This is a genomic window from Actinokineospora sp. UV203 (assembly GCF_056323665.1).
Window position 1 is genome coordinate 2,300,549 of sequence record NZ_CM150484.1, and the last position, 20,646, is coordinate 2,321,194.

The 20,646-nt window shown below is 68.1% G+C and carries 24 protein-coding genes; 8 read left to right on the top strand and 16 right to left on the bottom strand.

Annotation, left to right across the window (positions count from 1 at the left end; genetic code table 11):
* Window positions 1-70 precede the first annotated feature (70 nt).
* A complete protein-coding gene (locus ACUZ2Y_RS10535) occupies window positions 71-355 on the top strand; it encodes an Lrp/AsnC family transcriptional regulator (protein WP_476329312.1) in 285 nt (94 codons plus the stop codon).
* A 23-nt stretch (window positions 356-378) separates the two neighbouring features.
* Here ACUZ2Y_RS10535 and ACUZ2Y_RS10540 read toward each other — a convergent pair whose 3' ends face one another.
* The 5 genes from ACUZ2Y_RS10540 to ctaE form a co-directional block, all read right to left on the bottom strand.
* Window positions 379-1,164 (bottom strand): serine hydrolase, encoded by a 786-nt coding sequence (locus ACUZ2Y_RS10540; protein WP_476329314.1) that lies wholly within the window; start codon window positions 1,162-1,164, stop codon window positions 379-381.
* A 206-nt stretch (window positions 1,165-1,370) separates the two neighbouring features.
* Window positions 1,371-3,017, bottom strand: coding sequence for a cytochrome bc1 complex cytochrome b subunit (gene qcrB / locus ACUZ2Y_RS10545; RefSeq protein ID WP_476329316.1), 1,647 nt, complete (start codon window positions 3,015-3,017; stop codon window positions 1,371-1,373).
* The gene (qcrA, locus tag ACUZ2Y_RS10550; protein WP_476329318.1) at window positions 3,014-4,150 is read right to left on the bottom strand and encodes a cytochrome bc1 complex Rieske iron-sulfur subunit; all 1,137 of its coding nucleotides are present in this window, start codon (window positions 4,148-4,150) and stop codon (window positions 3,014-3,016) included. Before qcrA ends, qcrB begins: the two co-directional genes overlap by 4 nt.
* Window positions 4,147-4,944, bottom strand: a complete 798-nt coding sequence (gene qcrC / locus ACUZ2Y_RS10555) for a cytochrome bc1 complex diheme cytochrome c subunit (protein WP_476329320.1) — start codon at window positions 4,942-4,944, stop codon at window positions 4,147-4,149. The genes qcrA and qcrC overlap by 4 nt, the downstream gene beginning before the upstream one ends.
* A 59-nt stretch (window positions 4,945-5,003) precedes the next feature.
* Entirely contained in the window at window positions 5,004-5,633 is a 630-nt protein-coding gene (gene ctaE, locus ACUZ2Y_RS10560; protein ID WP_476329322.1) for an aa3-type cytochrome oxidase subunit III, read from the bottom strand.
* A 229-nt stretch (window positions 5,634-5,862) separates the two neighbouring features.
* On the opposite strand from ctaE, the gene ACUZ2Y_RS10565 reads away from it, so the two are divergent.
* Window positions 5,863-6,273: a hypothetical protein gene (locus tag ACUZ2Y_RS10565; RefSeq protein WP_476329324.1), complete on the top strand. Its 411-nt coding sequence runs from the start codon at window positions 5,863-5,865 to the stop codon at window positions 6,271-6,273.
* 1 nt (window position 6,274) lies between these two features.
* Window positions 6,275-7,315 (top strand): anthranilate phosphoribosyltransferase, encoded by a 1,041-nt coding sequence (trpD, locus tag ACUZ2Y_RS10570; RefSeq protein ID WP_476329326.1) that lies wholly within the window; start codon window positions 6,275-6,277, stop codon window positions 7,313-7,315.
* A gap of 80 nt (window positions 7,316-7,395) precedes the next feature.
* On the opposite strand, the gene ACUZ2Y_RS10575 is transcribed toward trpD, so the two are convergent.
* The 5 genes from ACUZ2Y_RS10575 to ctaC all read right to left on the bottom strand — a co-directional run bounded on the left by ACUZ2Y_RS10575 (window position 7,396) and on the right by ctaC (window position 11,406).
* Window positions 7,396-7,539: a GPGG-motif small membrane protein gene (locus ACUZ2Y_RS10575; RefSeq protein WP_166658046.1), complete on the bottom strand. Its 144-nt coding sequence runs from the start codon at window positions 7,537-7,539 to the stop codon at window positions 7,396-7,398.
* Between the two features lie 61 nt (window positions 7,540-7,600).
* Entirely contained in the window at window positions 7,601-8,587 is a 987-nt protein-coding gene (locus ACUZ2Y_RS10580; RefSeq protein ID WP_476329328.1) for a 2-hydroxyacid dehydrogenase, read from the bottom strand.
* Window positions 8,580-9,752 (bottom strand): pyridoxal phosphate-dependent aminotransferase, encoded by a 1,173-nt coding sequence (locus ACUZ2Y_RS10585; RefSeq protein WP_476329330.1) that lies wholly within the window; start codon window positions 9,750-9,752, stop codon window positions 8,580-8,582. The genes ACUZ2Y_RS10580 and ACUZ2Y_RS10585 overlap by 8 nt, the downstream gene beginning before the upstream one ends.
* A 239-nt stretch (window positions 9,753-9,991) precedes the next feature.
* Window positions 9,992-10,390 (bottom strand): cytochrome c oxidase subunit 4, encoded by a 399-nt coding sequence (locus tag ACUZ2Y_RS10590; RefSeq protein ID WP_091371753.1) that lies wholly within the window; start codon window positions 10,388-10,390, stop codon window positions 9,992-9,994.
* Between the two features lie 53 nt (window positions 10,391-10,443).
* The gene (ctaC, locus tag ACUZ2Y_RS10595; RefSeq protein ID WP_476331710.1) at window positions 10,444-11,406 is read right to left on the bottom strand and encodes an aa3-type cytochrome oxidase subunit II; all 963 of its coding nucleotides are present in this window, start codon (window positions 11,404-11,406) and stop codon (window positions 10,444-10,446) included.
* Between the two features lie 291 nt (window positions 11,407-11,697).
* Between ctaC and asnB the strand changes: the two genes are divergently transcribed.
* The gene (gene asnB, locus ACUZ2Y_RS10600; protein ID WP_476329333.1) at window positions 11,698-13,626 is read left to right on the top strand and encodes an asparagine synthase (glutamine-hydrolyzing); all 1,929 of its coding nucleotides are present in this window, start codon (window positions 11,698-11,700) and stop codon (window positions 13,624-13,626) included.
* 138 nt (window positions 13,627-13,764) lie between these two features.
* Here asnB and ACUZ2Y_RS10605 read toward each other — a convergent pair whose 3' ends face one another.
* Entirely contained in the window at window positions 13,765-14,739 is a 975-nt protein-coding gene (locus tag ACUZ2Y_RS10605) for a hypothetical protein (protein ID WP_476329335.1), read from the bottom strand.
* A 99-nt stretch (window positions 14,740-14,838) separates the two neighbouring features.
* Here ACUZ2Y_RS10605 and ACUZ2Y_RS10610 point away from each other — a divergent pair, with 99 nt between their 5' ends.
* A complete protein-coding gene (locus ACUZ2Y_RS10610) occupies window positions 14,839-15,267 on the top strand; it encodes a MarR family winged helix-turn-helix transcriptional regulator (protein ID WP_476329337.1) in 429 nt (142 codons plus the stop codon).
* A gap of 5 nt (window positions 15,268-15,272) precedes the next feature.
* Here ACUZ2Y_RS10610 and ACUZ2Y_RS10615 read toward each other — a convergent pair whose 3' ends face one another.
* Entirely contained in the window at window positions 15,273-15,536 is a 264-nt protein-coding gene (locus ACUZ2Y_RS10615) for a helix-turn-helix domain-containing protein (RefSeq protein WP_476329339.1), read from the bottom strand.
* Between the two features lie 32 nt (window positions 15,537-15,568).
* On the opposite strand from ACUZ2Y_RS10615, the gene map reads away from it, so the two are divergent.
* Entirely contained in the window at window positions 15,569-16,333 is a 765-nt protein-coding gene (gene map / locus ACUZ2Y_RS10620) for a type I methionyl aminopeptidase (protein ID WP_476329341.1), read from the top strand.
* A gap of 197 nt (window positions 16,334-16,530) precedes the next feature.
* On the opposite strand, the gene ACUZ2Y_RS10625 is transcribed toward map, so the two are convergent.
* A complete protein-coding gene (locus ACUZ2Y_RS10625; protein ID WP_476331713.1) occupies window positions 16,531-17,466 on the bottom strand; it encodes a carbohydrate kinase family protein in 936 nt (311 codons plus the stop codon).
* 195 nt (window positions 17,467-17,661) lie between these two features.
* Here ACUZ2Y_RS10625 and ACUZ2Y_RS10630 point away from each other — a divergent pair, with 195 nt between their 5' ends.
* Complete coding sequence (locus ACUZ2Y_RS10630; protein ID WP_476329343.1) at window positions 17,662-17,829, top strand: hypothetical protein; 168 nt, start codon at window positions 17,662-17,664, stop codon at window positions 17,827-17,829.
* A gap of 194 nt (window positions 17,830-18,023) precedes the next feature.
* Here ACUZ2Y_RS10630 and ACUZ2Y_RS10635 read toward each other — a convergent pair whose 3' ends face one another.
* Together ACUZ2Y_RS10635 and ACUZ2Y_RS10640 are read right to left on the bottom strand one after the other, a co-directional pair.
* Window positions 18,024-18,389, bottom strand: a complete 366-nt coding sequence (locus tag ACUZ2Y_RS10635) for a HesB/IscA family protein (RefSeq protein ID WP_091371760.1) — start codon at window positions 18,387-18,389, stop codon at window positions 18,024-18,026.
* A 130-nt stretch (window positions 18,390-18,519) separates the two neighbouring features.
* The gene (locus tag ACUZ2Y_RS10640; RefSeq protein WP_476329345.1) at window positions 18,520-19,626 is read right to left on the bottom strand and encodes a glycerate kinase family protein; all 1,107 of its coding nucleotides are present in this window, start codon (window positions 19,624-19,626) and stop codon (window positions 18,520-18,522) included.
* A 45-nt stretch (window positions 19,627-19,671) separates the two neighbouring features.
* Here ACUZ2Y_RS10640 and ACUZ2Y_RS10645 point away from each other — a divergent pair, with 45 nt between their 5' ends.
* Window positions 19,672-20,322, top strand: a complete 651-nt coding sequence (locus ACUZ2Y_RS10645) for a DUF3043 domain-containing protein (protein WP_476329347.1) — start codon at window positions 19,672-19,674, stop codon at window positions 20,320-20,322.
* On the opposite strand, the gene ACUZ2Y_RS10650 is transcribed toward ACUZ2Y_RS10645, so the two are convergent.
* The gene (locus ACUZ2Y_RS10650; protein WP_476329349.1) at window positions 20,315-20,539 is read right to left on the bottom strand and encodes a hypothetical protein; all 225 of its coding nucleotides are present in this window, start codon (window positions 20,537-20,539) and stop codon (window positions 20,315-20,317) included. The genes ACUZ2Y_RS10645 and ACUZ2Y_RS10650 overlap by 8 nt on opposite strands.
* Window positions 20,540-20,646: the final 107 nt, after the last annotated feature.

A 20,646-nucleotide genomic window follows, 5' to 3' on the forward strand; every position in this document is an offset into this window, starting at 1 on the left:
CGTACGGTCGCCGTCGAGAGCCTAATGTCTTCGGCGGCTAGGCTCACGAGAACCGACAAGGGAGCGTCAGATGATCACCGCGATCGTGTTGATCCGGGCAGCGACGGACAGCATTCCCGAGACCGCTCAGGCGATCGCGGACATCGAGGGTGTCGCCGAGGTGTACTCGTGCGCCGGTGACGTCGATCTGGTCGCCATCGTCCGGGTCGCGCAGCACGAGGAGTTGGCGCAGCTGATTCCTGACGAGATCAGCAAGGTCGACGGTGTCCTCGACACCGACACCCACATCGCCTTCCGCTCGTACTCCAGGCGCGACACCGACGCCGCGTTCGACATCGGAGTCGACGAGGGCTAGAGACACAGCACTAGAGACGCGGGCTAGAACCGCCCGTCGAAGAGGATCCTGGCGACCTCGCTGACCGTTGTCCGGCCATCTTCCTGGCCGCCGCGGCCCGCGAGGTTGTTCATGATCGCCACCGTGTAGCGCTCCTCGGGCCCGACGAAGCCGACGCTGTTCATCACCGAGCCGCCGTCCTCGTCGGACCAGCCCGCCTTCACCCCTGGCCGGGCGGCCGTGCCCGCGGCCCACACGCCCCACCGCTGGTTCGGCCCCACGTCGCGCATCCGGTCGACGATCGCGGTGCGTTCGGCCGCGGGCAGATCGGTCAGCACATACCTGATGAGACGTTCCAGGTCGGCCGCCGTGCACTTCTGGAAGCCCCAGTACGGGAACACCTTCCCGAACCCCGGCTGCGGCTTCAGCGACGTCATCCCGAAAGCGGGGAAGGCGTTGTTGAACGCCAGGTGGTCGTGCCCGCCGTACTTCGACCACAGCGTGGTCGCCGATTCGTCGTCCGAGGTGTGCAGCATCGCGTCGATCGCGCGCCGGTCGGTGTCGGACAGCAGGATCTTGCGCTCCCGCTCGCGCACAAACAGGTCGACCACCATCGCGAGTTTGATCGTGGACGCGGTCCACGTCAGGTCTTCGGCGTGCCCGTTGCTCCACAGCGCACCGGTGGCGCGGTCGCGCACGACGATCCCGGCCGTTCCCGGCCTGCCCGCCAGGTAGGTCTCGACGGCGGCGAAGCGGCCCTGGAACTCACAGTCGAAACCGGATTCGGGCATAGGGCACGCGGCGTGCGCCGCCTGCACGTGGCTCGTCACGGGCAGTGTCTCCGGGGTGCTTGATCGGGCGGGTGCACAGGACAGTACGGCCGACACCGCGATTCCGCTCGCGACCCACCGCAGCCATTCCCTACGCGACCCCAGCACCGCGGCAGGCTACCGTGCGCCGCCTCCGACCATCCCAGGAAATGAAAAGGGGCGGCACCCCTGAACCGGGTGCCGCCCCTACTCGACTGACTTGGTGCCTAGTGACTCTTCGGCTCTTCGGCCTTGGTCGCCTCGATCTCGGTGTGGCCGTTGTGCTGGGCCGCGCGGGCCCGGGCCAGTGCCGTGGTCTCCTCGACCGGGTCCGGCGTGAGCCAGGAACCGGCGACCGGCGCACCCGCCGAGCCGAGCTTGTTCATCTTCTTCGGCACCGCCGCGCCCTGGTACTCCAGCGGGATCGGGTGGCCGTGGTCGTCCACCGGGCCGAGCGGCTGGTGGATCTCGATGAACTCGCCGTGCGGCAGGCGCTTGATGATGCCGGTCTCGACACCGTGCTCCAGCACCTCGCGGTCCGAGCGCTGCAGGCCCAGGCAGATGCGGTAGGTGATGAAGTACGCCAGCGGCGGCAGCACGAGCAGACCGATCCGGCCAATCCACGTCGTCGCGTTGAGCGAGATGAAGAACTTCTCGGCCAGCACGTCGTTCGCCGCCGACAGCAGCGACACCATGAAGTAGGTGATCGCCATCATGCCGAGGCTGGTGCGGACGGGAACGTCACGCGGACGCTGCAGCAGGTTGTGGTGCGCGTAGTCCTTGGTGAACCAGCGCTCGATCCACGGGTAGGCCGCCGCGATGCCGCCGAGCAGCGGCAGACCCAACTGGAACGGGAAGAACGCCGCCGGGATCGTGTAGTCCCCGAGGTAGATCTCCCAGGCGGGCCAGAGTCGGATCAACCCGTCGGTCCAGCCCATGTACCAGTCGGGCACCGTGCCCGCGGAGATGTGCGCCGCGTTGAACGGTCCGAAGTTCCAAATCGGGTTGATCTGGAACAGGCCACCCAGGGCCGCGGTGACGCCGACGACGACGGCCATGAACGCGCCGCCCTTGACCGCGAACACCGGCATGATCCGGACACCGACGACGTTGGTCTCCTTGCGCCGCACGCCCGGGAACTGGGTGTGCTTCTGGTACCAGACCAGCGCGAGGTGGATGCCGATGAGCGCGAGCAGGATGCCCGGCAGCAGCAGGATGTGGACCGTGTAGAGGCGCGGCACGATGTCCTCGCCGGGGAACTCGCTGCCGAAGAGCAGCCAGTGCACCCAGGTGCCGACGACCGGCAGCGACAGCAGCAGGCCGGACATGATCCGCAGGCCCGCGCCGGAAAGCAGGTCGTCGGGGAGCGAGTAGCCCGCGAAGCCCTCGAACGCGCCGAGCAGGAACAGCAGCACGCCGATGACCCAGTTGACCTCACGCGGGCGCCGGAAGGCGCCGGTGAAGAACACGCGGAACATGTGGCAGACGATCGCCGCCATGAACAGCAGGGCCGCCCAGTGGTGGACCTGCCGGGCGAACAGGCCGCCGCGCACGTCGAAGGTGATGATCAGCGTCGACTCGTAGGCCCGCGACATCTCCAGGCCACGCAGGTTGACGAACGAACCCTGGTAGACGACCTCCTGCATGGAGGGGTCGAAGAACAGCGCCAGGTAGGTGCCCGAGAGCAGCAGCACGATGAAGCTGTAGAGCGCGATCTCCCCGAGCAGGAACGACCAGTGCGTCGGGAAGACCTTGTTCATCTGGTGGCGCATGCCCTTGGCCAGGTGATAGCGGTCATCCGCCCACTTGGCAGCACCCCCCGCGGCACGCGATGCGGCGGAGTTGGCCTTGGTGGGAGTTGTGATTGCGCTCATGACTTCCGCTCCCAGAATGCGGGCCCGACCGGCTCGATGAAATCGCTCCTGGCAATAAAGTAGCCCGTCTCCTCATCGACCGCGATGGGCAACTGGGCCAGCTTGCGAGTCGCCGGGCCGAAGATGGGCTTGCCGTAGGCCAGCGCGTCGAACTGCGACTGGTGACACGGGCACAGGATGCGGTTGGTGGCGTCCTCGTACAGCGACGTCGGGCAGCCGAGGTGGCTGCAGATCTTCGTGTACGCGTAGTAGTCGCCGTAGTTGAAGTCTTCCTGGCCCTGGTGCTTGACGACCTTGCGGCCGTCCTCGGAGCGCAGGCGGATCAGCATGACCGGGTTGTCCGAGCGCTTGAGCGCCTTGGACAGCGCGTGGTGGTCCTCGCGCTCCGACTCGCGGAACGGGAACACCGTTTCCATCGAGCCCGCGGACAGGTCTTCGGGACGGACCAGGGAGACCTCGTGCGCGTGGCCGGTGGCGCGGCGCAGGAAGACCTTCTCGCCCGGCTTCTCGTGCATCCAGCCGGTGTGCCACAGCGAGTCCTTGGACTCGGTCTGCGCCCACGGGTCGCGGACCAGGCCGCCGAGGGCGAACACGCCGATGCCGAGGCCCATCGCACCCGCGCCGAGACCGGCGGAGCGCTTGATCAGCGAACGGCGGCCGATGGTGCTGCGGGCACCCGCGTCGGCGAGCTCGGCGAGGATCGTCGCCTTGTCCAGCTCCGAGGAGCCGCCGTCGTTGCGCTGCTGGACCGCGACCTCGTGCGGGATGAACTTCTTCGTGTACATCAGCGCGCCGATGCCGACCGCCAGGACCGACAGGCCCAGGGTGGCGCCGAGCAGCGGGGTGAACAGCGAGTAGGCGAAGTAGCCCTCGGTGTTCGGCGCCACGTAAGCGTGCGGCCAGAAGAGGAACACACCGGTGAACGCGAAACCGGCAAGCGCCGCGATCAGGAACCACAGCGCGACGGCGCGCTCGGCGCGCTTCTCCGCGCGGGTGCCCTTGACCGGCCACGGGTCGGGGTATTCGACCAGTTCGACACCGTCGAGCTTGGCGCCGAGCTTGACCAGGTCGTCCCGGGACATCTGGGCCAGCTCTTCGTCGCTGGGCAGGTCCTGGGGGGTGTTCGAACTCATGACTTCGCCCCAATCCACAGGGTGATGCCGACCAGGGCCGCCATACCCACGATGAACGCGATCAGGCCTTCGGACTGCGGACCAAGGCCGCCGATCGGGTTGCCGCCGGGGTTGTTGTTCCCGTCGGTCACCGACTTCACGTAGGCGATGATGTCTTTCTTCTCAGCCGGGCTGAGCTGGCGGTCGGAGAACGTCGGCATGTTCTGCGGGCCGACGAGCATCGCCGCGTACATCTCGGTCTCGCTCACACCGTCGAGCTTGGGCGCGAACTTGCCGGAGGACAGCGCTCCGCCGCGACCGGTGAAGTTGTGGCACGAGGCGCAGTTCAGCCGGAACAGCTCGCCGCCGCGGGCCGGGTTGTCGCCGACCAGCTTCTCGCCCGACTCCTCGGGCAGCAGGGTGCCGCCGCCCTTGGACTGAACGAACGCCATGAGGGCGTCGATCTCCTCCGGGGTCAGCTTCGCGGGCTTGCGCTCGATCTGCGCTTCCTGCTTCGTCGCGGGCATGCGCCCGGTCGCGGTCTGGAAGTACACCGACGCCTCGCCCACGCCGATGAGGCTGGGACCGCGGTCGGTCACACCCTCGAGGTTCGTGCCGTGGCAGCTGATGCAGGTGTTGTTGTAGATCTGCTCGCCCTTGCGCAGCGCGGCCGGGTCGCCCTGGGCCTGTGCGACCTGCGGCTGCGGCGCGAACGCCGAGTACAGCAGGCCGAGCGTCATCAGCGCCATGCCGAGCGCCAGCAGGCCCGCGATGCGCCTGCGGCCCTTGCTGTGGCTCCGTTGTTTCTTGGTCATTTAAGCGGCAACCCTTGCTGTCAGTGCGGGCTCGGCGAAGCTGTGGTGGGTGGCGGCCATCACGGCACCAGGTAGATGACCGCGAACAGTCCGATCCACACGATGTCGACGAAGTGCCAGTAGTACGAGACCACGATCGCCGACGTGGCCTGGGCCGGGGTGAACTTGCTCAGCCGCGTCCTGATCAGCAGGTACACGAACGCGACGAGACCGCCGATGACGTGCAGGCCGTGGAACCCGGTGGTCAGGAAGAACACGGTGCCGAACCCGCCGGAGGGGATGGTGACACCCTCCTGCACGAGCTGCCAGTACTCGTAGGCCTGACCGCCGACGAAGACCGCACCCATGATCAGCGTCAGGATGTACCACCGGCGCAGGCCGAACACGTCGCCCCGCTCGGCGGCGAACACGCCGAGCTGACAGGTGAACGACGACGCCACCAGGATGATGGTGAACGGCAGCGCGAAGGGCAGGTTCAAGTGGATCGGCTCACCGCCCGCCTCGAGGGGCGGGGGCCAGTGTCCGGTCGCGTTCTGCGCCTTGACGGTGAAGAACATCGCGAACAGGCCGGCGAAGAACATGAGCTCGCTGGACAGCCACACGATGGTGCCGACGCTGACCATGTTCGGCCGGTTCAGCGAATGCACACGCTGACCAATGGAGGGCGCTGCTGTTGTCACGCGACGCATTATGTCGTGCGTGTGACCGCGATGCCGTATCGGGTCCACGGCGGGTCGCGCGTCGTCCCGGTCACACCTTGACGATCGTGGGCGAAGACGCCCCCCGACCGGGGAACCATCGGCCGTTCGAGCGGAAAACCGCACGTCGGGCCCCAGTTGGACGCCTTGGGCCAGGCCCGAACGTGAGACCGATAACATCGTGTCCACCAGCACCTGGCCTAGCGAAGGACCCCAGCGCATGAGCACGCAGCCACTGAAGATCCTGGTGTTCAGCCACCGCCCCGAGGTCCGGGAGACCATCGTCACAGCCATCGGCCGACGTCCGGCGGCGGATATCGGCCGCGTCGCGTATGTCGAGGTCGGCACCGTGGCCGAGGTGCTGATGGAGATGGATGGCGGTGACATCAATCTCGCGATCCTCGACGGGGAATCGCAGCCCACCGGCGGCATCGGTTTGTGCCGCCAGCTCAAGAACGAGATCGACGAGTGCCCGCCGATCGTCATCGCGGTGCGCCGCAAGGACGACCGCTGGCTGGCCACCTGGTCGCAGGCCGACGCGGTGGTCGTGCACCCGCTCGACCCGCTGACCGCCGCCGAGACGGTCGCCGACGTGCTGCGCTCGAAGCGCCTTCCCGTCGCGCGTGGTTGACATGACCGCCCGCACCTGGCCCCGTCTGCTCAACCAGCTGATCGACCGGGTCGACCTCGCCACCGAGGACACCACCTGGGCGATGAACGAGATCATGTCCGGCAGCGCGACCCCGTCGCAGATCGCCGGGTTCGCGATCGGCCTGCGCGCCAAGGGTGAGACGGCCGCCGAGATCGCGGGCATGGCCGAGGGCATGCTGGCGCACGCCAAGCTCGTCCATGTCGGGGGCAACGCCGTCGACGTGGTCGGCACCGGCGGCGACCAGGCCCACACGGTGAACATCTCCACGATGAGCGCCCTGTTGACCGCCGCGGCGGGTGTCCCGGTGGCCAAGCACGGCAACCGCTCCGCGTCGTCGCAGTGCGGGACCGCCGACGTGCTCGAAGAGCTCGGGGTGGCGATCGAGCTGTCCCCCGACGCCGTCGCCACCTGCGTGCGTGAGGTCGGCATCGGGTTCTGCTTCGCTCCCGCGTTCCACCCGGCCCTGCGGTTCGCCGGCCCGACCCGGCGCGAGCTGGGGGTGCCCACGGCGTTCAACGTGCTGGGGCCGCTGACGAACCCGGCTCAGCCGACCGCGGGCCTGGTGGGCTGCGCGAACGCCCGGATGGCGCCGATCGTGGCCGAGGTGTTCGCCCGGCGCGGCGCGAGCGTGCTGGTCGTACGCGGCGACGACAACCTCGACGAGATCACCACGACCACCACCACCTCGGTGTGGGTGGTCAGCGGCGGCAAGGTCCGGGAGGACCGGATCGACCCGGCGAAGCTGGGGGTCCCGGCGGCCGAGCCGCGGGATCTGCGGGGTGGCGACGCCGCGTACAACGCCCAGGTGATCCGGGACCTGGTGGCCGGGAAGACCGGCCCGGTCCGCGACGCCGTGGTCCTCAACGCCGCGGGTGCCATCGCGGCGTTCCGCGGGCTGTCCGCCGACGTGCACGCCGACCTGGAGGCCGCCCTCGGGCAGGCCACGCTCGCCCTGGACTCAGGCGCCGCGAGCACCCTGCTCGAACGCTGGACCGTGCGTTCCACGGAGCTCGCGGGCTGATCTGAAGGCTGACATAGCGAAGCCCGTGCGTGATTCACGCACGGGCTTCGCTATGTCAGGTGCCTACGAGAGGCAGTGGGTCAGGTGAAGATGCTGACGCCACCGGGGCCGATGAGCAGGCCGAGCACGATCAGTAGCGCTCCGTAGAGCATTTGTCCACGAATCAGGGTGACAATGCCACCGATTACGAGCACCACAGCGATAATCCACAACAGGGTTGCCATGATTAGTACCTCCTCACCAGCCGGAATGCCCGCCTTCCGGGGTAGTCAAACCTTCTGTCTCCTAGTCACCGAGTGCTTCCGGGTTGAGCAGCGCGCGCGGCCTAGCGCCTGTTAGGCCATCCAGCAGGTTCTCCACCGCCAGCAGGCCCATCGCCGCCCTGGTCTGCACGGTCGCGCTGCCCAGGTGCGGCACGATCGTGACCGCGTCCAAGTCGAGCAGCGACTCCTCGACGATCGGCTCACGCTCGAACACGTCGAGACCGGCGCCGAAGATCTCGCCCGCGCGGACCGCGTCGGCCAGGGCCTTCTCGTCCACCACCGGGCCACGGGCCGTATTGACCAGCACGGCCGAGGGCTTCATCCGGGCGAAGACGTCGGCGTTGAACAGGTGCCGGGTCGCCGGGGTCAGCGGGCAGTGCACCGAGATCACGTCGGACTCGGCCACCAGCTGGTCGAACGTGCGCAGCTCCGCCTTGAGCTCCCCCGCGATGTCCGCGGGCAGCGGCCGGGAGTTGTGATAGATCACCCGCATTCCGAAGCCGAGCGCCCGCCGGGCCGTGGCCTGGCCGATGCGGCCGCAGCCGACGATGCCGATGGTGCGGCCGTAGAGTTCCTGGCCGAGCATCATCCGCGGGTCCCAGATCCACTCCTCGCGCGACCGCAGGAACCGGTCGCCCTCGGCGACCCGCCGCACGCAGGACAGGATCAGCGCCCAGGCCAGGTCGGCGGTGGCCTCGGTCAGCACATCCGGGGTGTTGGTCACCAGGATGCCCCGCCGGGTGCACTCGGGGATGTCGATGTTGTCGACACCCACCGCGTAGTTGGCCACGACCTTGAGTTGGGGCCCCGCCGCGTCGAGGAGTTCGGCGTCGACCTTCTCCGTGAGCAGGGTCAGCAGCCCGTCCTTGCCCTTGACCCGGCGCAGCAGCTCCGAGCGCGGGATGGCCGTCGGCGGACCCTCGTACAGGTCGACATCGCAGGTGCCTGCCAAGGCGGCCATGGCCTCGTCGACCAGCCTGCGGGTGAGCAGGATCTCCGAGTCAGCCATTGGCGACCTCTCCGGCGAGTTCGGCGAAGGCGGCGAGCGCGGCGCGGATGTTCTCCGGCGAGTTGGCGTAGGAGAACCGCAGATAGCCCTCACCATAGGCGCCGAACGCCGTGCCCGGCAGCGCCGCGACACCCGCCTTGTTGAGCAGCAGGTCCGACAGCTCGCCCGAGGAGCGGCCCAGGCCGGTGATGTTCGGGAACGCGTAGAATGCGCCGCCCGGCCGCACGCAGGAGACACCCGGGATCGCGTTGAGGCCGTCGACGATGATTTCGGCCCGCTCGGCGAACGCGGCCTTCATCTTGTCAACCTCGTCCCAGGGGCCGTCAAGGGCGGCCACGGCCGCGTGCTGGCTGAACGCCGACGTGCACGACACCGAGTTGATGACGAGCCTGCTGATCGGCTCCACCAGCTTCTCGGGGAACACACCGAAGCCGAGCCGCCAGCCGGTCATCGCGAAGGTCTTCGACCAGCCGTCGAGCAGGATCGTCCGCTCGGCCATGCCGGGCACGCTCAGTACGCTGCGGTGCTCGCCGTCGTACTGCAGCGCCCAGTAGACCTCGTCGCTGAGCACGATCAGGTCGCGCTCGATGGCGATCTTGGCGATGGCCTCGATCTGCTCCTGCGAGAGCGAGCTGCCGCAGGGGTTGTGCGGCGAGTTGAGGATGAGCAGCTTGGTCCGGTCGGTCACCAGCGACGCGAGTTCGTCGGGGTCGATGGTGAAGTTGTTGGACTCGCGCAGCGGGATCGGCACCGGGGTGGCGCCGGCGAACGAGGTGATGGAGGCGTACATCGGGAAGCCGGGGTCCGGGTAGATGACCTCGTCGCCCTCCTCGCACAACGCCATGATCGCGAAGAACATGATCGGCTTCGCGCCGGGCGTGATGATCACCCGGTCCGGCGTGGTGGCGAGCCTGCCCGTGCGGTCGAGGAAATCGGCGACCGACGTGCGCAGTTCGGGAATTCCGGGCGCCGCCACGTAATGCGTGTGCCCTTTGCTCAGCGCTTCCTGAGCGGCGCTCTCAATGTGCGCCGGGGTGTCGAAATCGGGCTCGCCGATCTCCATGTGGATGATCTGGCGGCCGGTCTTCTCCAAGGCCTTCGCCTTGGCGAGCACCTCGAACGCCGACTCGGTGCCGAGACGCTCCATTCGACGGGCTAGTTTCACGAACGCTCCTTCTGCTGGCCGCCACCGAGGGGTTCTCCCCGGGGCAGGGACAGGTCAGCGCGATCGTGCCAGGTTTCCGGCGTTAGGCGTATCGACCAAGAAGGCGTCTTCGAGAATTGCGGGAATAAGCACACGCTGATTCACCCGATCAGCGGAGATACGGCGAATTAGCAAAGGTCTGTTAAAAGTTAAACGCCGCCGAGACCAGGTCTCGGCGGCGTTTAAAGCACTTGCGCGACTCAGTCGTGCTCGGGCCTCGTGTGGTACTCGAAGACCAGCCCGCCGATGGTGAGCAGGACAAGGACGATCGCGATCACGAGGAGCCAGATCTGCCAGAACGCCAGCGCGACACCGGTCACCGCCGCCGAGGCGGCCAAGGCCACCGGCCAGTAGCTGCCCGGGCTGAAGAAGCCCAGCTCGCCCGCGCCGTCGCTGACCTCGGCGTCGGGGTTGTCCTCAGGCCGCTGGGTGATCCGGCGCGCCACGAAGTGGAAGTACGAACCGATGATCAGCGACAGGCCGCCGGTCAGGATCAGGCCGACCGTTCCCACCGGCTCCTTCGCCCACACGCCGTACACCACGGCGGAGAGAAAGAAGAAGATGGTCGTGACGTCGAAGAGCCTGGCTTCGACCTTCATGCTGTCCTCACATTCACCTGTCGACCGTTGATTCCGCTGTCAAGTCCGCGGCCTCAGCCGGAGGCCTTGCGCGCGGTGCGGTCGGTGTTGAACGGCGTCGTGGTCACCGCGTGCGGCGTGCACAGCTCGCCGCAATTCATCTGAGCCAGCGCCTCGGCCGTGGTGTAGCCCTTGCCGGTCTTCGGGTTCACCTTGGTGCGCAGCCCCATGTACTGCTCGAACAGCTCCGGTGTGACGGCCCGGACCTCGAAGTTCATCGCCGAGTGGTACGTGCCGCACAGCTCGGCGCAGCGGCCGACGAACGACCCGGTCCGGTCGATCTCGTTCTGGAACGTCGAGTCCTGGTTGTTCTTGTCCGGGTGCGGGAAGACGTCCCGCTTGAACAGGAACTCCGGGATGAAGAACGAGTGGATGACGTCGGTCGCGCGCAGGTTGTAGTGGATCTTTTTGTTGATCGGCAGGACCAACAGCGGGATCTCCGTCGAGCTGCCGACGGTGCGGACCGTCGAGTCACCCGGCGCCGCGGGGACGTCGAGCGCGCCCTTGGAGTTGACGTACGACTTGTGGTCGAACTCCCAGTTCCACTGGAAGGCGACGACGTCGACGGTCACGTCCGGCTTGTCGGTCTCGGCCTGGACGTAGTTCTGGGTGGTCGCGGTGAAGTAGAACAGCACGACGACGATGACCACGGGGATCGCGGTGTAGATGATCTCCAACACGTGGTTGTACTGGAACTGCCGCGGCAGCTTGTCCCCACGCTTGCGGTGGGCGATGACCGGCCACAACATCAGCGCCCAGGTCAGCACGCCGATGACGAGCGAGGCGATGACCGACCAGGTCCAGAAGTCGCGCATGCGGTGCGCCTGTGGGGTGACGCCCTCCGGCCAGCCGAAGCGCAGCACCTCTTCGGTGGAGCAGCCGCTGGCGGCGAGGACGACCAACACGGCGAGACCGGCGACCTTGGCCAGCCGTGTCACCGACGTGCGGTTCCGGTGCTTGTCCGCACCGGAGGCCATGGGTGTGCCCACTGCTCGACTCCTCCTATTGCGATCCTCGCCGGTTCCGGGGAACCCGCGCGGGAAGGCGATCTCGTACCCATGCCCGATTTCGGCCGCTCCCACCCCGCTGGGCAGGGAGGAACAGCGCTCTGTCGAGCAATGCGGAGCCTAGCCCAGCGACCCACGCCACACCCCCGGAGGGTGAGCGCTATGTCCGTCACACTCCGCGCGGCGCAGTCGATTCGGACACCGGCATACTGACCACTCCCCCGCGATACTCCGGCTCGATACGAGAGGTGCGCGAGAAGCGTGTGCGGTCTGCTTGGTCTGGTTTGTCCTTCTGAGATGGATGCCGTGGCTGCGCGGTCGGCTGTCGGCGCCGCGATGCGCTGCCAACGGCACCGTGGGCCCGATGAGAGCGGGACGTGGACGGGGGGCGAGGCGGTCTTCGGCTTCAACCGGCTCTCGATGATCGACATCGAGCACTCCCACCAACCGCTTCCGTGGGGTCCGCCCGAGTCGCCGGAGCGGTACACGCTGCTCTTCAACGGCGAGATCTACAACTACCTGGAGCTGCGGGCGGAGCTGACCCAGCGCTTCGGCGCCCGGTTCACCACCGACGGCGACTCCGAGACGATCGTCGCCGCCTACCACTACCTTGGCGAAGAGGCCGTCACCCGGCTGCGCGGCATGTTCGCGTTCCTCATCTGGGACGGGCAGAAGCAGGTGCTCTTCGGCGCCCGCGACCCGTTCGGCATCAAGCCGCTGTTCTACGCGGCGGGTCCCGGCGGTGTGGCGTTCTCCAGTGAGAAGAAGTCGATCCTGGAGCTGACCGGCCTGATCGGCGTCAACCAGGAACTCGACCGCCGCGCGCTGCAGCACTATCTGACGCTGCAGTACGTGCCGGAGCCCGCGACGCTGCACACCAAGATCCACCGCATCGAGTCGGGCACCTCGTTCACGCTCACGCCCGGCGAGGAGCCGGTGACCAAGCGGTACTGGGCGCCCCGGTTCACCCCGAAGCCCGTGGGCGGCCCGGCCCACGCCGAGGCGCTGTACTCGCGCATCGCCGACGTGATGAGCGACTCGGTCCGCATGCACATGCGCGCCGACGTGACGGTCGGCTCGTTCCTCTCCGGCGGCATCGACTCCACCGCGATCGCCGCGCTGGCCCGCGAGCACAACCCGGACCTGATCACCTTCACCACCGGGTTCGAGCGCCAGGGCTACTCCGAGATCGACGTGGCCGCCGAGTCGGCCGCGGCGATCGGGGTCAGGCACGTCGTCAAGACGGTCTCCGCGCAGGAGATGATGGACGCGCTGCCGCTGATCGTCTGGTACCTCGACGACCCGGTGGCCGACCCGGCGCTGGTCCCGCTGTGGTTCATCGCCCGCGAGGCCCGCAAGCACGTCAAGGTCGTGCTGTCCGGCGAAGGCGCCGACGAGCTGTTCGGCGGCTACACGATCTACCGCGAACCGATCTCCCTGGCACCGTTCGAACGCGTCCCGGGCGCCCTGCGGCGGGTCATGGGCAAGGTGTCGACCAAGATCCCCGAGGGCACCCGAGGCAAAGACCTCCTGCGTCGCGGGGCGCTGTCGCTGGAGGAGCGCTACTACGGCAACGCGCGGATCTTCCGGGACGACCAGCTGGAGAAGGTCCTGCGCACCTTCAACCCCGCGGTGAGCCACAAGGACATCACCGCGGGCCCGTACCGCGACTCGCTGGGCTGGGACCCGGTGACCCGCATGCAGCACGTCGACCTCTACACGTGGCTGCGCGGCGACATCCTGGTCAAGGCCGACAAGATGACCATGGCCAACAGCCTCGAGCTGCGGGTGCCGTTCCTGGACCCCGAGGTGTTCAAGATCGCCGCCGAGGTCCCGCTGGAGCAGAAGATCACCCGCGAGACCACCAAGTTCGCCCTGCGCCAAGCCCTGCGCAAGGTGGTCCCGGCGCACGTGCTGAACCGCCGCAAACTCGGCTTCCCGGTCCCGATCCGGCTGTGGCTGCGCGACGAGATGTACGACTGGGCCCGCGACATCGTGATGACGTCGCAGACTGATGCCCTGATCGACAAGAACGCCGTGCTGCGCCTGTTGGAGGAGCACAAGTCGGGCACCCTCGACCACAGCCGCCGCATCTGGGCCCTGCTGGTCTTCATGCTGTGGCACGGCATCTTCATCGAGCGACGAATCGCCCCCGCCATCCCGGAGCCCCACTACCCGGTGAAGATCTAGCGCACCGCCCCCGCGCGACAACAAACCCCCACCCACCACTGGGGGGCTGCCCTTGGCCAGTCTATCGGTGGGTGGGGGTTTTGTTGTCAGCGTCCGGATTCCTGTGGATGGATCGACAGGGCTGTGGACAAATCCGGCTTAGAAGCGCCGGAGATCGAACTCGTCAGAGATCGATCCTGAAAGCAGCTCAGGCAACCGCCCAGACACCGCATAACTCCCCTGCGGCGTAACAGCGACTGTCGTCGGAGCCGCAATCGGCCACACCTCCCGCCGCACCTCCCGAGCCGACGAAAACCAAAGCCCTCCGGCCAGCAACGTCACCGCGTCCACACCGGGCGCACCCAACGAGTTGGTGACCACCACAAGCGTTCCATCCGACCGCAAAGCCATCCCGTCCCCACCGACGAGCGGCCGGTCCAGCTGAACCTCGCTGATCCGACGAGGATCGTGCAGCGGAATCCGCAGCAGCGCCCCGGTGTCGTACCGGACGGCGAGCAGATAACCCGCCGGATGCCACACGATGCCGTTGAGCCCGATGCTCGGGCTGCCCAGCCGCGGGTCCTGGACGAGAACCGAGGCCTGCCCGGACGGCGTCACCCGGAAGACCCGGTCCGACGCCGGGTCGGTGACGTAGGCGTTGCCCGCCCGGTCGATGGCGACGTCGTTCGCACCGTGCCTGCCGGGGCCGATCCCCAGGTCCACCAGGTGCAGGGTGGCGCCGGTGGCGAGGTCGAAGATGCCCAGGCCGGAGTGGGTGTAGACGGTCTCCGGGGACGACCGGGCGGCCACGCCGAGGTCGGCGTAGGTGGTGAGCACCCGGCCGCGCGCGGCGTCGACGTGCACGCCGAAGGTGGAGACCATCCGCGGCTCGGTGACCAGCGGCCGAGTGCCCGCGCGGTCGCCATGCCGTTCCACGATCGAGATCCCGCCCTCCCGCATCGAGGACACGAGAAACGTCTGCCGGGTCGGGTCCCAGGCGACCCCTTCGGGGTGTTGCGACGTGGTGTTTCCGCTGATCGAGCGGGGTAAACCGACAGCTTCGGCGGTGCCGGTGACGGCTGCGGCGACCATCGTGGCGGCAGCCAGCGACCAGGCGATCGTGCGACGAGACATGCGTTTCCCTTCGGGTTTTATGTTCGTGCACGAACACTAATCAGAACCCTGATACTCGTCAATATACGTTCAACTACCGCGACTCGTACGATGCACGTCATGCGCATGCCCTTGGCGGACCGACTCGGCGCCGACCTCAAGCGGGTCGAGGCGGACCTGATGACCGCGAAGAACGCCGCGGTGAAGCCATCGGGCCTGACCGTCCCGCAGTTCGCCGCCCTACTGTCCCTTGAGGACAGTCCCGGCATCTCTCCCGCGGAACTGGCCCGGCGCTGCCGGGTGACGCCGCAGACCATGACGACGATCCTGCAGAACCTGCAGACGCTCGGGTTCATCGAGCGGACCGCGCACCCGTTCCACAAGAGCATGCTCGAGACCCGGTTGACCGAGACTGGCGCGAAGGTACTCGCGGAGGCCGATGAGCGGGCTTCCGCTGTCGAGCAGCGGCTCGCCGATGAGTTCACGGCCAAGGAGCGTGCGACTCTCCGGGCTCTGCTGGCTCGGTGTTCAACCGCTCTCGGCGGGTAGCGAGGTCAGGCGCTCATACGTCCTGGGTCGACCGCGGTCTGCGCGATCAAGTCCTCAAGGGACAGTCCCACCGCGCCTGCGATCGCGGCCACGGTGAAGAAAGCGGGCGTGGGAACCCGCCCCCGCTCGATCTTGCGCAGCGTCTCGACCGAGATGCCCGCTTGGGCCGCGACCTCCACCATGCTGCGATCAGCGCGCGCGTCGCGCAGAATCCGGCCCAGGAGTTCGCCTCGGTCACGCTCGAACGGGGTCAGCGGTGGTCGCACCATGCCGTCATAGTAATACCGGTATAGTTATCCGCATGATCGAGCTGAAGACCCCCGCGGAACTGGACGCCATGCGAGCCGCTGGGAAGGTGGTGGCCGCCGCGCTGGCCGCCGTCCGTGAGGCCGCGGCGGTGGGTGTGCGACTGCAGGACCTCGACGAAGTCGCCCGGGGCGTGCTGGCCGAGCACGACGCGAAGTCGTCGTTCCTGAACTACCACCCGCACTTCGCGCCCACGCCGTTCCCCGCGGTGATCTGCGCGTCGGTCAACGACGTCGTCGTCCACGGCATCCCCGACGCGGGCAGGCTCGTTGACGGCGACCTGGTCAGCATCGATTTCGGCGCCAACATCGACGGCTGGCACGGTGACGCCGCGGTCTCCTTCGTCGTCGGCGAGGCCGATCCAGCCGACCTCGACCTCATCCGGACCACGAACGAGGCGCTGCAAGCCGCGATCCGGGTCGCCGTGCCCGGCCGCAAGCTCGGCGACATCGCCCACGCCATCGGCGCCATTGGCCGCGCGGCTGGCTACGGCATCCCGGAGGACTTCGGCGGGCACGGCATCGGCCGGGCGATGCACGAGCCGCCGAGCGTGCCCAACGACGGCGACCCCGGCCGCGGCATGACGCTGCGCGCGGGCATGGTGCTGGCCATCGAACCGATGTTCCACGCGGGCGGCAAGGACACCTACCGCGTCGCCGCCGATGGCTGGGCCCTGAAAACCACCGACGGCAGCCGCGCCGCACACGCCGAACACACGGTCGCCATCACCGACGACGGCCCGCGAGTCCTCACCGCCTGATCAACCAGGCGCCCCGGTCGCCAAACGAGGGATGCCGGGGTGGGACCGCGAGCGGCAAGCCCGCGTCCCAGTTGTGCGTCGTCCCGGCAAACCACTCCGTCCCCGACACGTCAAGAGTCGGGGACGGATGGTCCGGCGGTGAAGAACGGTTGGTCAGCGGCCCGTAAGGACTTCTGACCTGCGGTGACCGATCACAGTCAGCCCGGAAGCACGGCGCCGATCTCGGCGGCGGCCTCGGGGCCGAACGCGCCGCCGATGCGGGTGAGGGCTTCGGCCTTGTCGAAAATCCACTCCTGGGGGCCGACGGTCTCCAGCACCAGCACCGCGATGAAGGAGCCGAGCTGGGCCGACCGTTCGAGGCTGAGCCCCTGGGTCAGACCGGCCAGGAAACCGGCGCGGAAGCCGTCGCCGACACCGGTCGGGTCGGCCTTGGTGGTCTCGGGCACGGCGCTGACGTGGAGCACGGAGCCGTCCGAGCCGACGATCTCCACGCCCTTCTCGCCGAGGGTGGTGATGCGCATGCCGACGCGGGACATGATGTCCGCCTCCGACCAGCCGGTCTTCTGCCGGAGCAGTTCCCACTCGTAGTCGTTGGTGAACAGGTAGTCGGCGCCGTCGATGAAGGTCTTGAGCTGCTCGCCGTTCATCCACGCGGTCTGCTGCGACGGGTCGACGCCGAAGGTGTAGCCGCGGGTGCGGCACTCCTCGGCGTGGCGCTGCATGCCCTCGGGGTCGTCCGGGCTGATCAGGACCAGGTCGAGGCCACCCGCGCGCTCGGCGACCGGGAACAGCTCGATGAGCCGGGACTCCGACATCGCGCCCGCGTAGAACGACGCGATCTGGCACATGTCGTCGTCGGTGGTGCACACGAACCGCGCGGTGTGCGCGACATCGGAGACGCGCACGCCGGAGCAGTCGACGCCGTGGCGCTCAAGCCAGGAGCGGTAGTCGGCGAAGTCGTCGCCCACGGCCCCCACGAGGATCGGCGAACAGCCCAGGACGCCCATGCCGAAGGCTATGTTGGCGCCGATACCGCCCCGGCGGACGACCAGGTCGTCGACGAGGAAGCTCAGTGAGATCCGGTGCAGCTGCTCCGCGACGAGCTGCTCGGCGAACCTCCCTGGGAAATGCATGAGGTGATCGGTCGCGATGCTTCCGGTGACGGCAACGGGCACGAGGCCTTCTCCCTGTTGGCTGGTCGACTTCGGTGTCGACGTCGGTGGCGCGATCTGGTCGAAGCCACCCGCTTGGGTGGCATTTGGTCACCGTTGAACACTACCGGTTAGTACCTCTGTGCCGGACCCGTCGACGTGCCTAACGTCGAGGACGTGAGCACATCAGAACCGGACACCATGGACGAGCTGATCGCCGACTGCGCGGCCATCCCGTCCTCGCTGATGGCCGACCCGGCGGTCGTCCCCAGGTCACGCACGGCCCACTGGTCAGTCGACGACAACTGCGCCGCCCAGGTCGCGGACCTCGACGAATACGTCTAGAAGATCAGAGCACCCCGCAACAACTCCGCAACCTGCCAACCTGGGATCGGTAAACGCACCCACCACGGCTTGATCGCGGTGACGAAACGAGGCCCTGGATTCGGGAGCCTGTGGCACGCGACGCAGTCGTCGTGTCGCAGGGTTCCGAATCCAGGGCCTCGTTTCGTCACCTAAGGGCGATCAACGCCCGCGCGCTAATGGAACGAGTCCCCGCACGCGCAGCTTCCGCCCGCATTCGGGTTCTCGATGGTGAAGCCCTGCTTCTCGATGGTGTCGACGAAGTCGATGACGGCACCCTGGACGTACGGGGCGCTCATCCGGTCGACCGCGACCTTGATGCCGCCGAACTCACGCAGCAGGTCGCCGTCGAGCGAGCGCTCGTCGAAGAACAGCTGGTAGCGCAGGCCCGCACAGCCGCCCGGCTGCACGGCGATGCGCAGGTGCATGTCGTCGCGGCCTTCCTGCTCGAGTAGGGCCTTGGCCTTCGCCGCGGCGGCGTCCGTCAGCTCCACACCGTGGGTGGTGGCCGCTTCGGCGGTGTTCTCCTGAGCGGTCGTCATCGTTCTCCCTAAGTCAGGTTCCTCGCGGGAGCGAAGTCCCACGCGGGCGGTACACCCGGCACCAACAAGGTTACGTGCCGATTTGTTCCACTCTCCATGATGGCACAGCGGCTTCTGGCGGACCGGCCGGTCAGCGCCACTGCTTGGCGACGTGTTCGGCCAGTTCGGTGAGCGTCCCGGCTGGGTCGGCCATGGATTTGCGCACCGATCCGACGTGGTCGGAGACGGAATACGCGGCCTCGATGCCTGCCGCCGCGGCCTGTTTGCGGCCGACGGCGACCTGCCCGGCGAGCGCGAGGCACGGCACGCCGTGGGCGGCGGCGACGCCGGACACGCTGGTCACGAGCTTGCCGCGCAGCGATTGCCAGTCGAAGCTGCCTTCACCGGTGACGACGAGCTGGGATTGGCCGATCATGCCGCTCAGCTGGGTCGCGCCCGCCACCAGGTTGGCCCCGGACACCGATTCGCAGCCCAGGGTCAGCAGCGCGTAGCCCAGCCCGCCCGCGGCCCCCGCTCCCGGGGTGTCGCGCTTGTCACGTTCGGTCCGCGCGGAGAGCACGTCCGCCCAGACCGTGAGTCCTCGTTCGAGCCGTTCGACGGCGGCCGGGTCGGCGCCCTTCTGCGGGCCGAAGGTGGCGGCCGCGCCGTGCGGGCCGAGGAGCGGGTTCTCCACGTCGGCGGCGGCGATGAGAATGGCCCGGCCCACGTCGGCCCAGCCTTCCATCCGCACGCAGTCGGCCGGCGAACCCGGCTCCACCGGCTGATCGTCCTTGTCGAGGGCGATCAGGCCGAGTGCGGCGAGCGCACCCGAGCCGCCGTCGGTGGTGGCGGAGCCGCCGAGTCCGACGGCGATCTCGTGGGCGCCCCTGTCCCGGGCGGCGACGATCAACTCGCCGACCCCGCGCGTGGTGGCCCGCTCGCACATCTCGGCCCGTTGTTCGCGCGGGACCAGGTGCAGGCCCGCGGCCTCGGCGGACTCGATGTAGGCGACGCCCGCGTGCATCAGCCATTTCGCTTCGACGGGGGTGCCCAGCGGACCGGTCACGGTGGTCCGGTGCAGGACTCCGCCGATGGCTGTGTGCAGCACGTCGACGAAGCCGGGGCCCCCGTCGGCCAGCGGCCGGAGGATGAGTTCGTGCTCTGGTGCGCCGCGTCGCCACCCGGTGGCGATGGCGTCCGCGGCCTGCGCGGCAGTGAGGGTGCCGCCGAAGCAATCCGGGGCGATGACGACTCGCATGAGCCGCAGCGTAGCGATCAACGGCACTGTCCTACCCTTGTCGCTGTGAGGTTCCTTCGCCGTAACTCAGCAGACAGCACCGACTCGCAGGTCGAGGAGGCTGCCGTCGCCATCGGCGAGGACGCCCCCAAGGCCCACACGCCCGGCAAGGGCAGGCCGACCCCGAAGCGCCGCGAGGCCGAAGCGCGCAGGCGCGGACCGGTCGCGCCGCCGCCGAAGACCACGCGCGAGGCGATGAAGCGCGCGCGTGGCAACAAGGAGGAGCGCAAGGCGCTGGCCGCCAAGCGCAAGGAGCAGCGCCTCGAAGGCCGCAGGCGGATGCTCGAAGGCGACGAGAAGTACCTGATGCCGCGTGACCGCGGGCCGGTCAAGGCCTACGTGCGCGACCTGGTCGACTCCAAGCGCAACCTGCTCGGGCTGTTCATGCCGCTCGCGGGTGTGGTGATCGTGTCGATGGTCGTGCCGTCGCTGGCGGTGCAGCAGTACGCGACCCTGGCTTCGCTGGTGATGCTGATCATGATGGTCATCGAGGCCGTCATCAACGGCCGCCGCATCACCCGCCTGGTCCGCGAGAGGTTCCCCAAGGAGACCATCCGCGGCGCTTCGATCGGCTGGTACGCCTTCGTCCGCGCCACCCAGATCCGCAAGCTCCGCGCCCCCAAGCCCCGCGTCGGCCCCGGCGACCCCATCAGCTGACATCTCGGGCAACGCCGATCTCCCTGGCCGGATTGTCCTCGGCGGTATTTCGCCGGACTAATCCGCCGCGAGCGGTGCGCAACGCCGACGCGGCCACTTTGAGATCGGCCGCGCCACCCTTGTCGTAGACATGGCGAAGGAAGCGGAGCACCAGCCATAGGCCGGCGAGCCCGCTCAACGCACCGGCCAACACCACGAGCACAGCCACACTGGACATGTACACCACCTCTCCCTGAACCGACCCCCATCTGGTTCGGAGAGAACTGCCAATATCGACTCACGCCCGTGTCGCCCCCCTGTCAAGATCAGCGATATGAGTGGCCG

Bases quoted from the DNA above. Each gene is read 5' to 3' on its own strand.
- ACUZ2Y_RS10535 (WP_476329312.1), top strand. From the start codon at position 71: ATGATCACCGCGATCGTGTTGATCCGGGCAGCGACGGACAGCATTCCC.
- qcrB (WP_476329316.1), bottom strand. From the start codon at position 3,017: ATGAGCGCAATCACAACTCCCACCAAGGCCAACTCCGCCGCATCGCGT.
- qcrA (WP_476329318.1), bottom strand. From the start codon at position 4,150: ATGAGTTCGAACACCCCCCAGGACCTGCCCAGCGACGAAGAGCTGGCC.
- qcrC (WP_476329320.1), bottom strand. From the start codon at position 4,944: ATGACCAAGAAACAACGGAGCCACAGCAAGGGCCGCAGGCGCATCGCG.
- ctaE (WP_476329322.1), bottom strand. From the start codon at position 5,633: ATGCGTCGCGTGACAACAGCAGCGCCCTCCATTGGTCAGCGTGTGCAT.
- ACUZ2Y_RS10565 (WP_476329324.1), top strand. From the start codon at position 5,863: ATGAGCACGCAGCCACTGAAGATCCTGGTGTTCAGCCACCGCCCCGAG.
- trpD (WP_476329326.1), top strand. From the start codon at position 6,275: ATGACCGCCCGCACCTGGCCCCGTCTGCTCAACCAGCTGATCGACCGG.
- ACUZ2Y_RS10575 (WP_166658046.1), bottom strand. From the start codon at position 7,539: ATGGCAACCCTGTTGTGGATTATCGCTGTGGTGCTCGTAATCGGTGGC.
- ACUZ2Y_RS10580 (WP_476329328.1), bottom strand. From the start codon at position 8,587: ATGGCTGACTCGGAGATCCTGCTCACCCGCAGGCTGGTCGACGAGGCC.
- ACUZ2Y_RS10590 (WP_091371753.1), bottom strand. From the start codon at position 10,390: ATGAAGGTCGAAGCCAGGCTCTTCGACGTCACGACCATCTTCTTCTTT.
- ctaC (WP_476331710.1), bottom strand. From the start codon at position 11,406: ATGGCCTCCGGTGCGGACAAGCACCGGAACCGCACGTCGGTGACACGG.
- ACUZ2Y_RS10605 (WP_476329335.1), bottom strand. From the start codon at position 14,739: ATGTCTCGTCGCACGATCGCCTGGTCGCTGGCTGCCGCCACGATGGTC.
- ACUZ2Y_RS10610 (WP_476329337.1), top strand. From the start codon at position 14,839: ATGCGCATGCCCTTGGCGGACCGACTCGGCGCCGACCTCAAGCGGGTC.
- ACUZ2Y_RS10615 (WP_476329339.1), bottom strand. From the start codon at position 15,536: ATGGTGCGACCACCGCTGACCCCGTTCGAGCGTGACCGAGGCGAACTC.
- map (WP_476329341.1), top strand. From the start codon at position 15,569: ATGATCGAGCTGAAGACCCCCGCGGAACTGGACGCCATGCGAGCCGCT.
- ACUZ2Y_RS10625 (WP_476331713.1), bottom strand. From the start codon at position 17,466: ATGCATTTCCCAGGGAGGTTCGCCGAGCAGCTCGTCGCGGAGCAGCTG.
- ACUZ2Y_RS10635 (WP_091371760.1), bottom strand. From the start codon at position 18,389: ATGACGACCGCTCAGGAGAACACCGCCGAAGCGGCCACCACCCACGGT.
- ACUZ2Y_RS10640 (WP_476329345.1), bottom strand. From the start codon at position 19,626: ATGCGAGTCGTCATCGCCCCGGATTGCTTCGGCGGCACCCTCACTGCC.
- ACUZ2Y_RS10650 (WP_476329349.1), bottom strand. From the start codon at position 20,539: ATGTCCAGTGTGGCTGTGCTCGTGGTGTTGGCCGGTGCGTTGAGCGGG.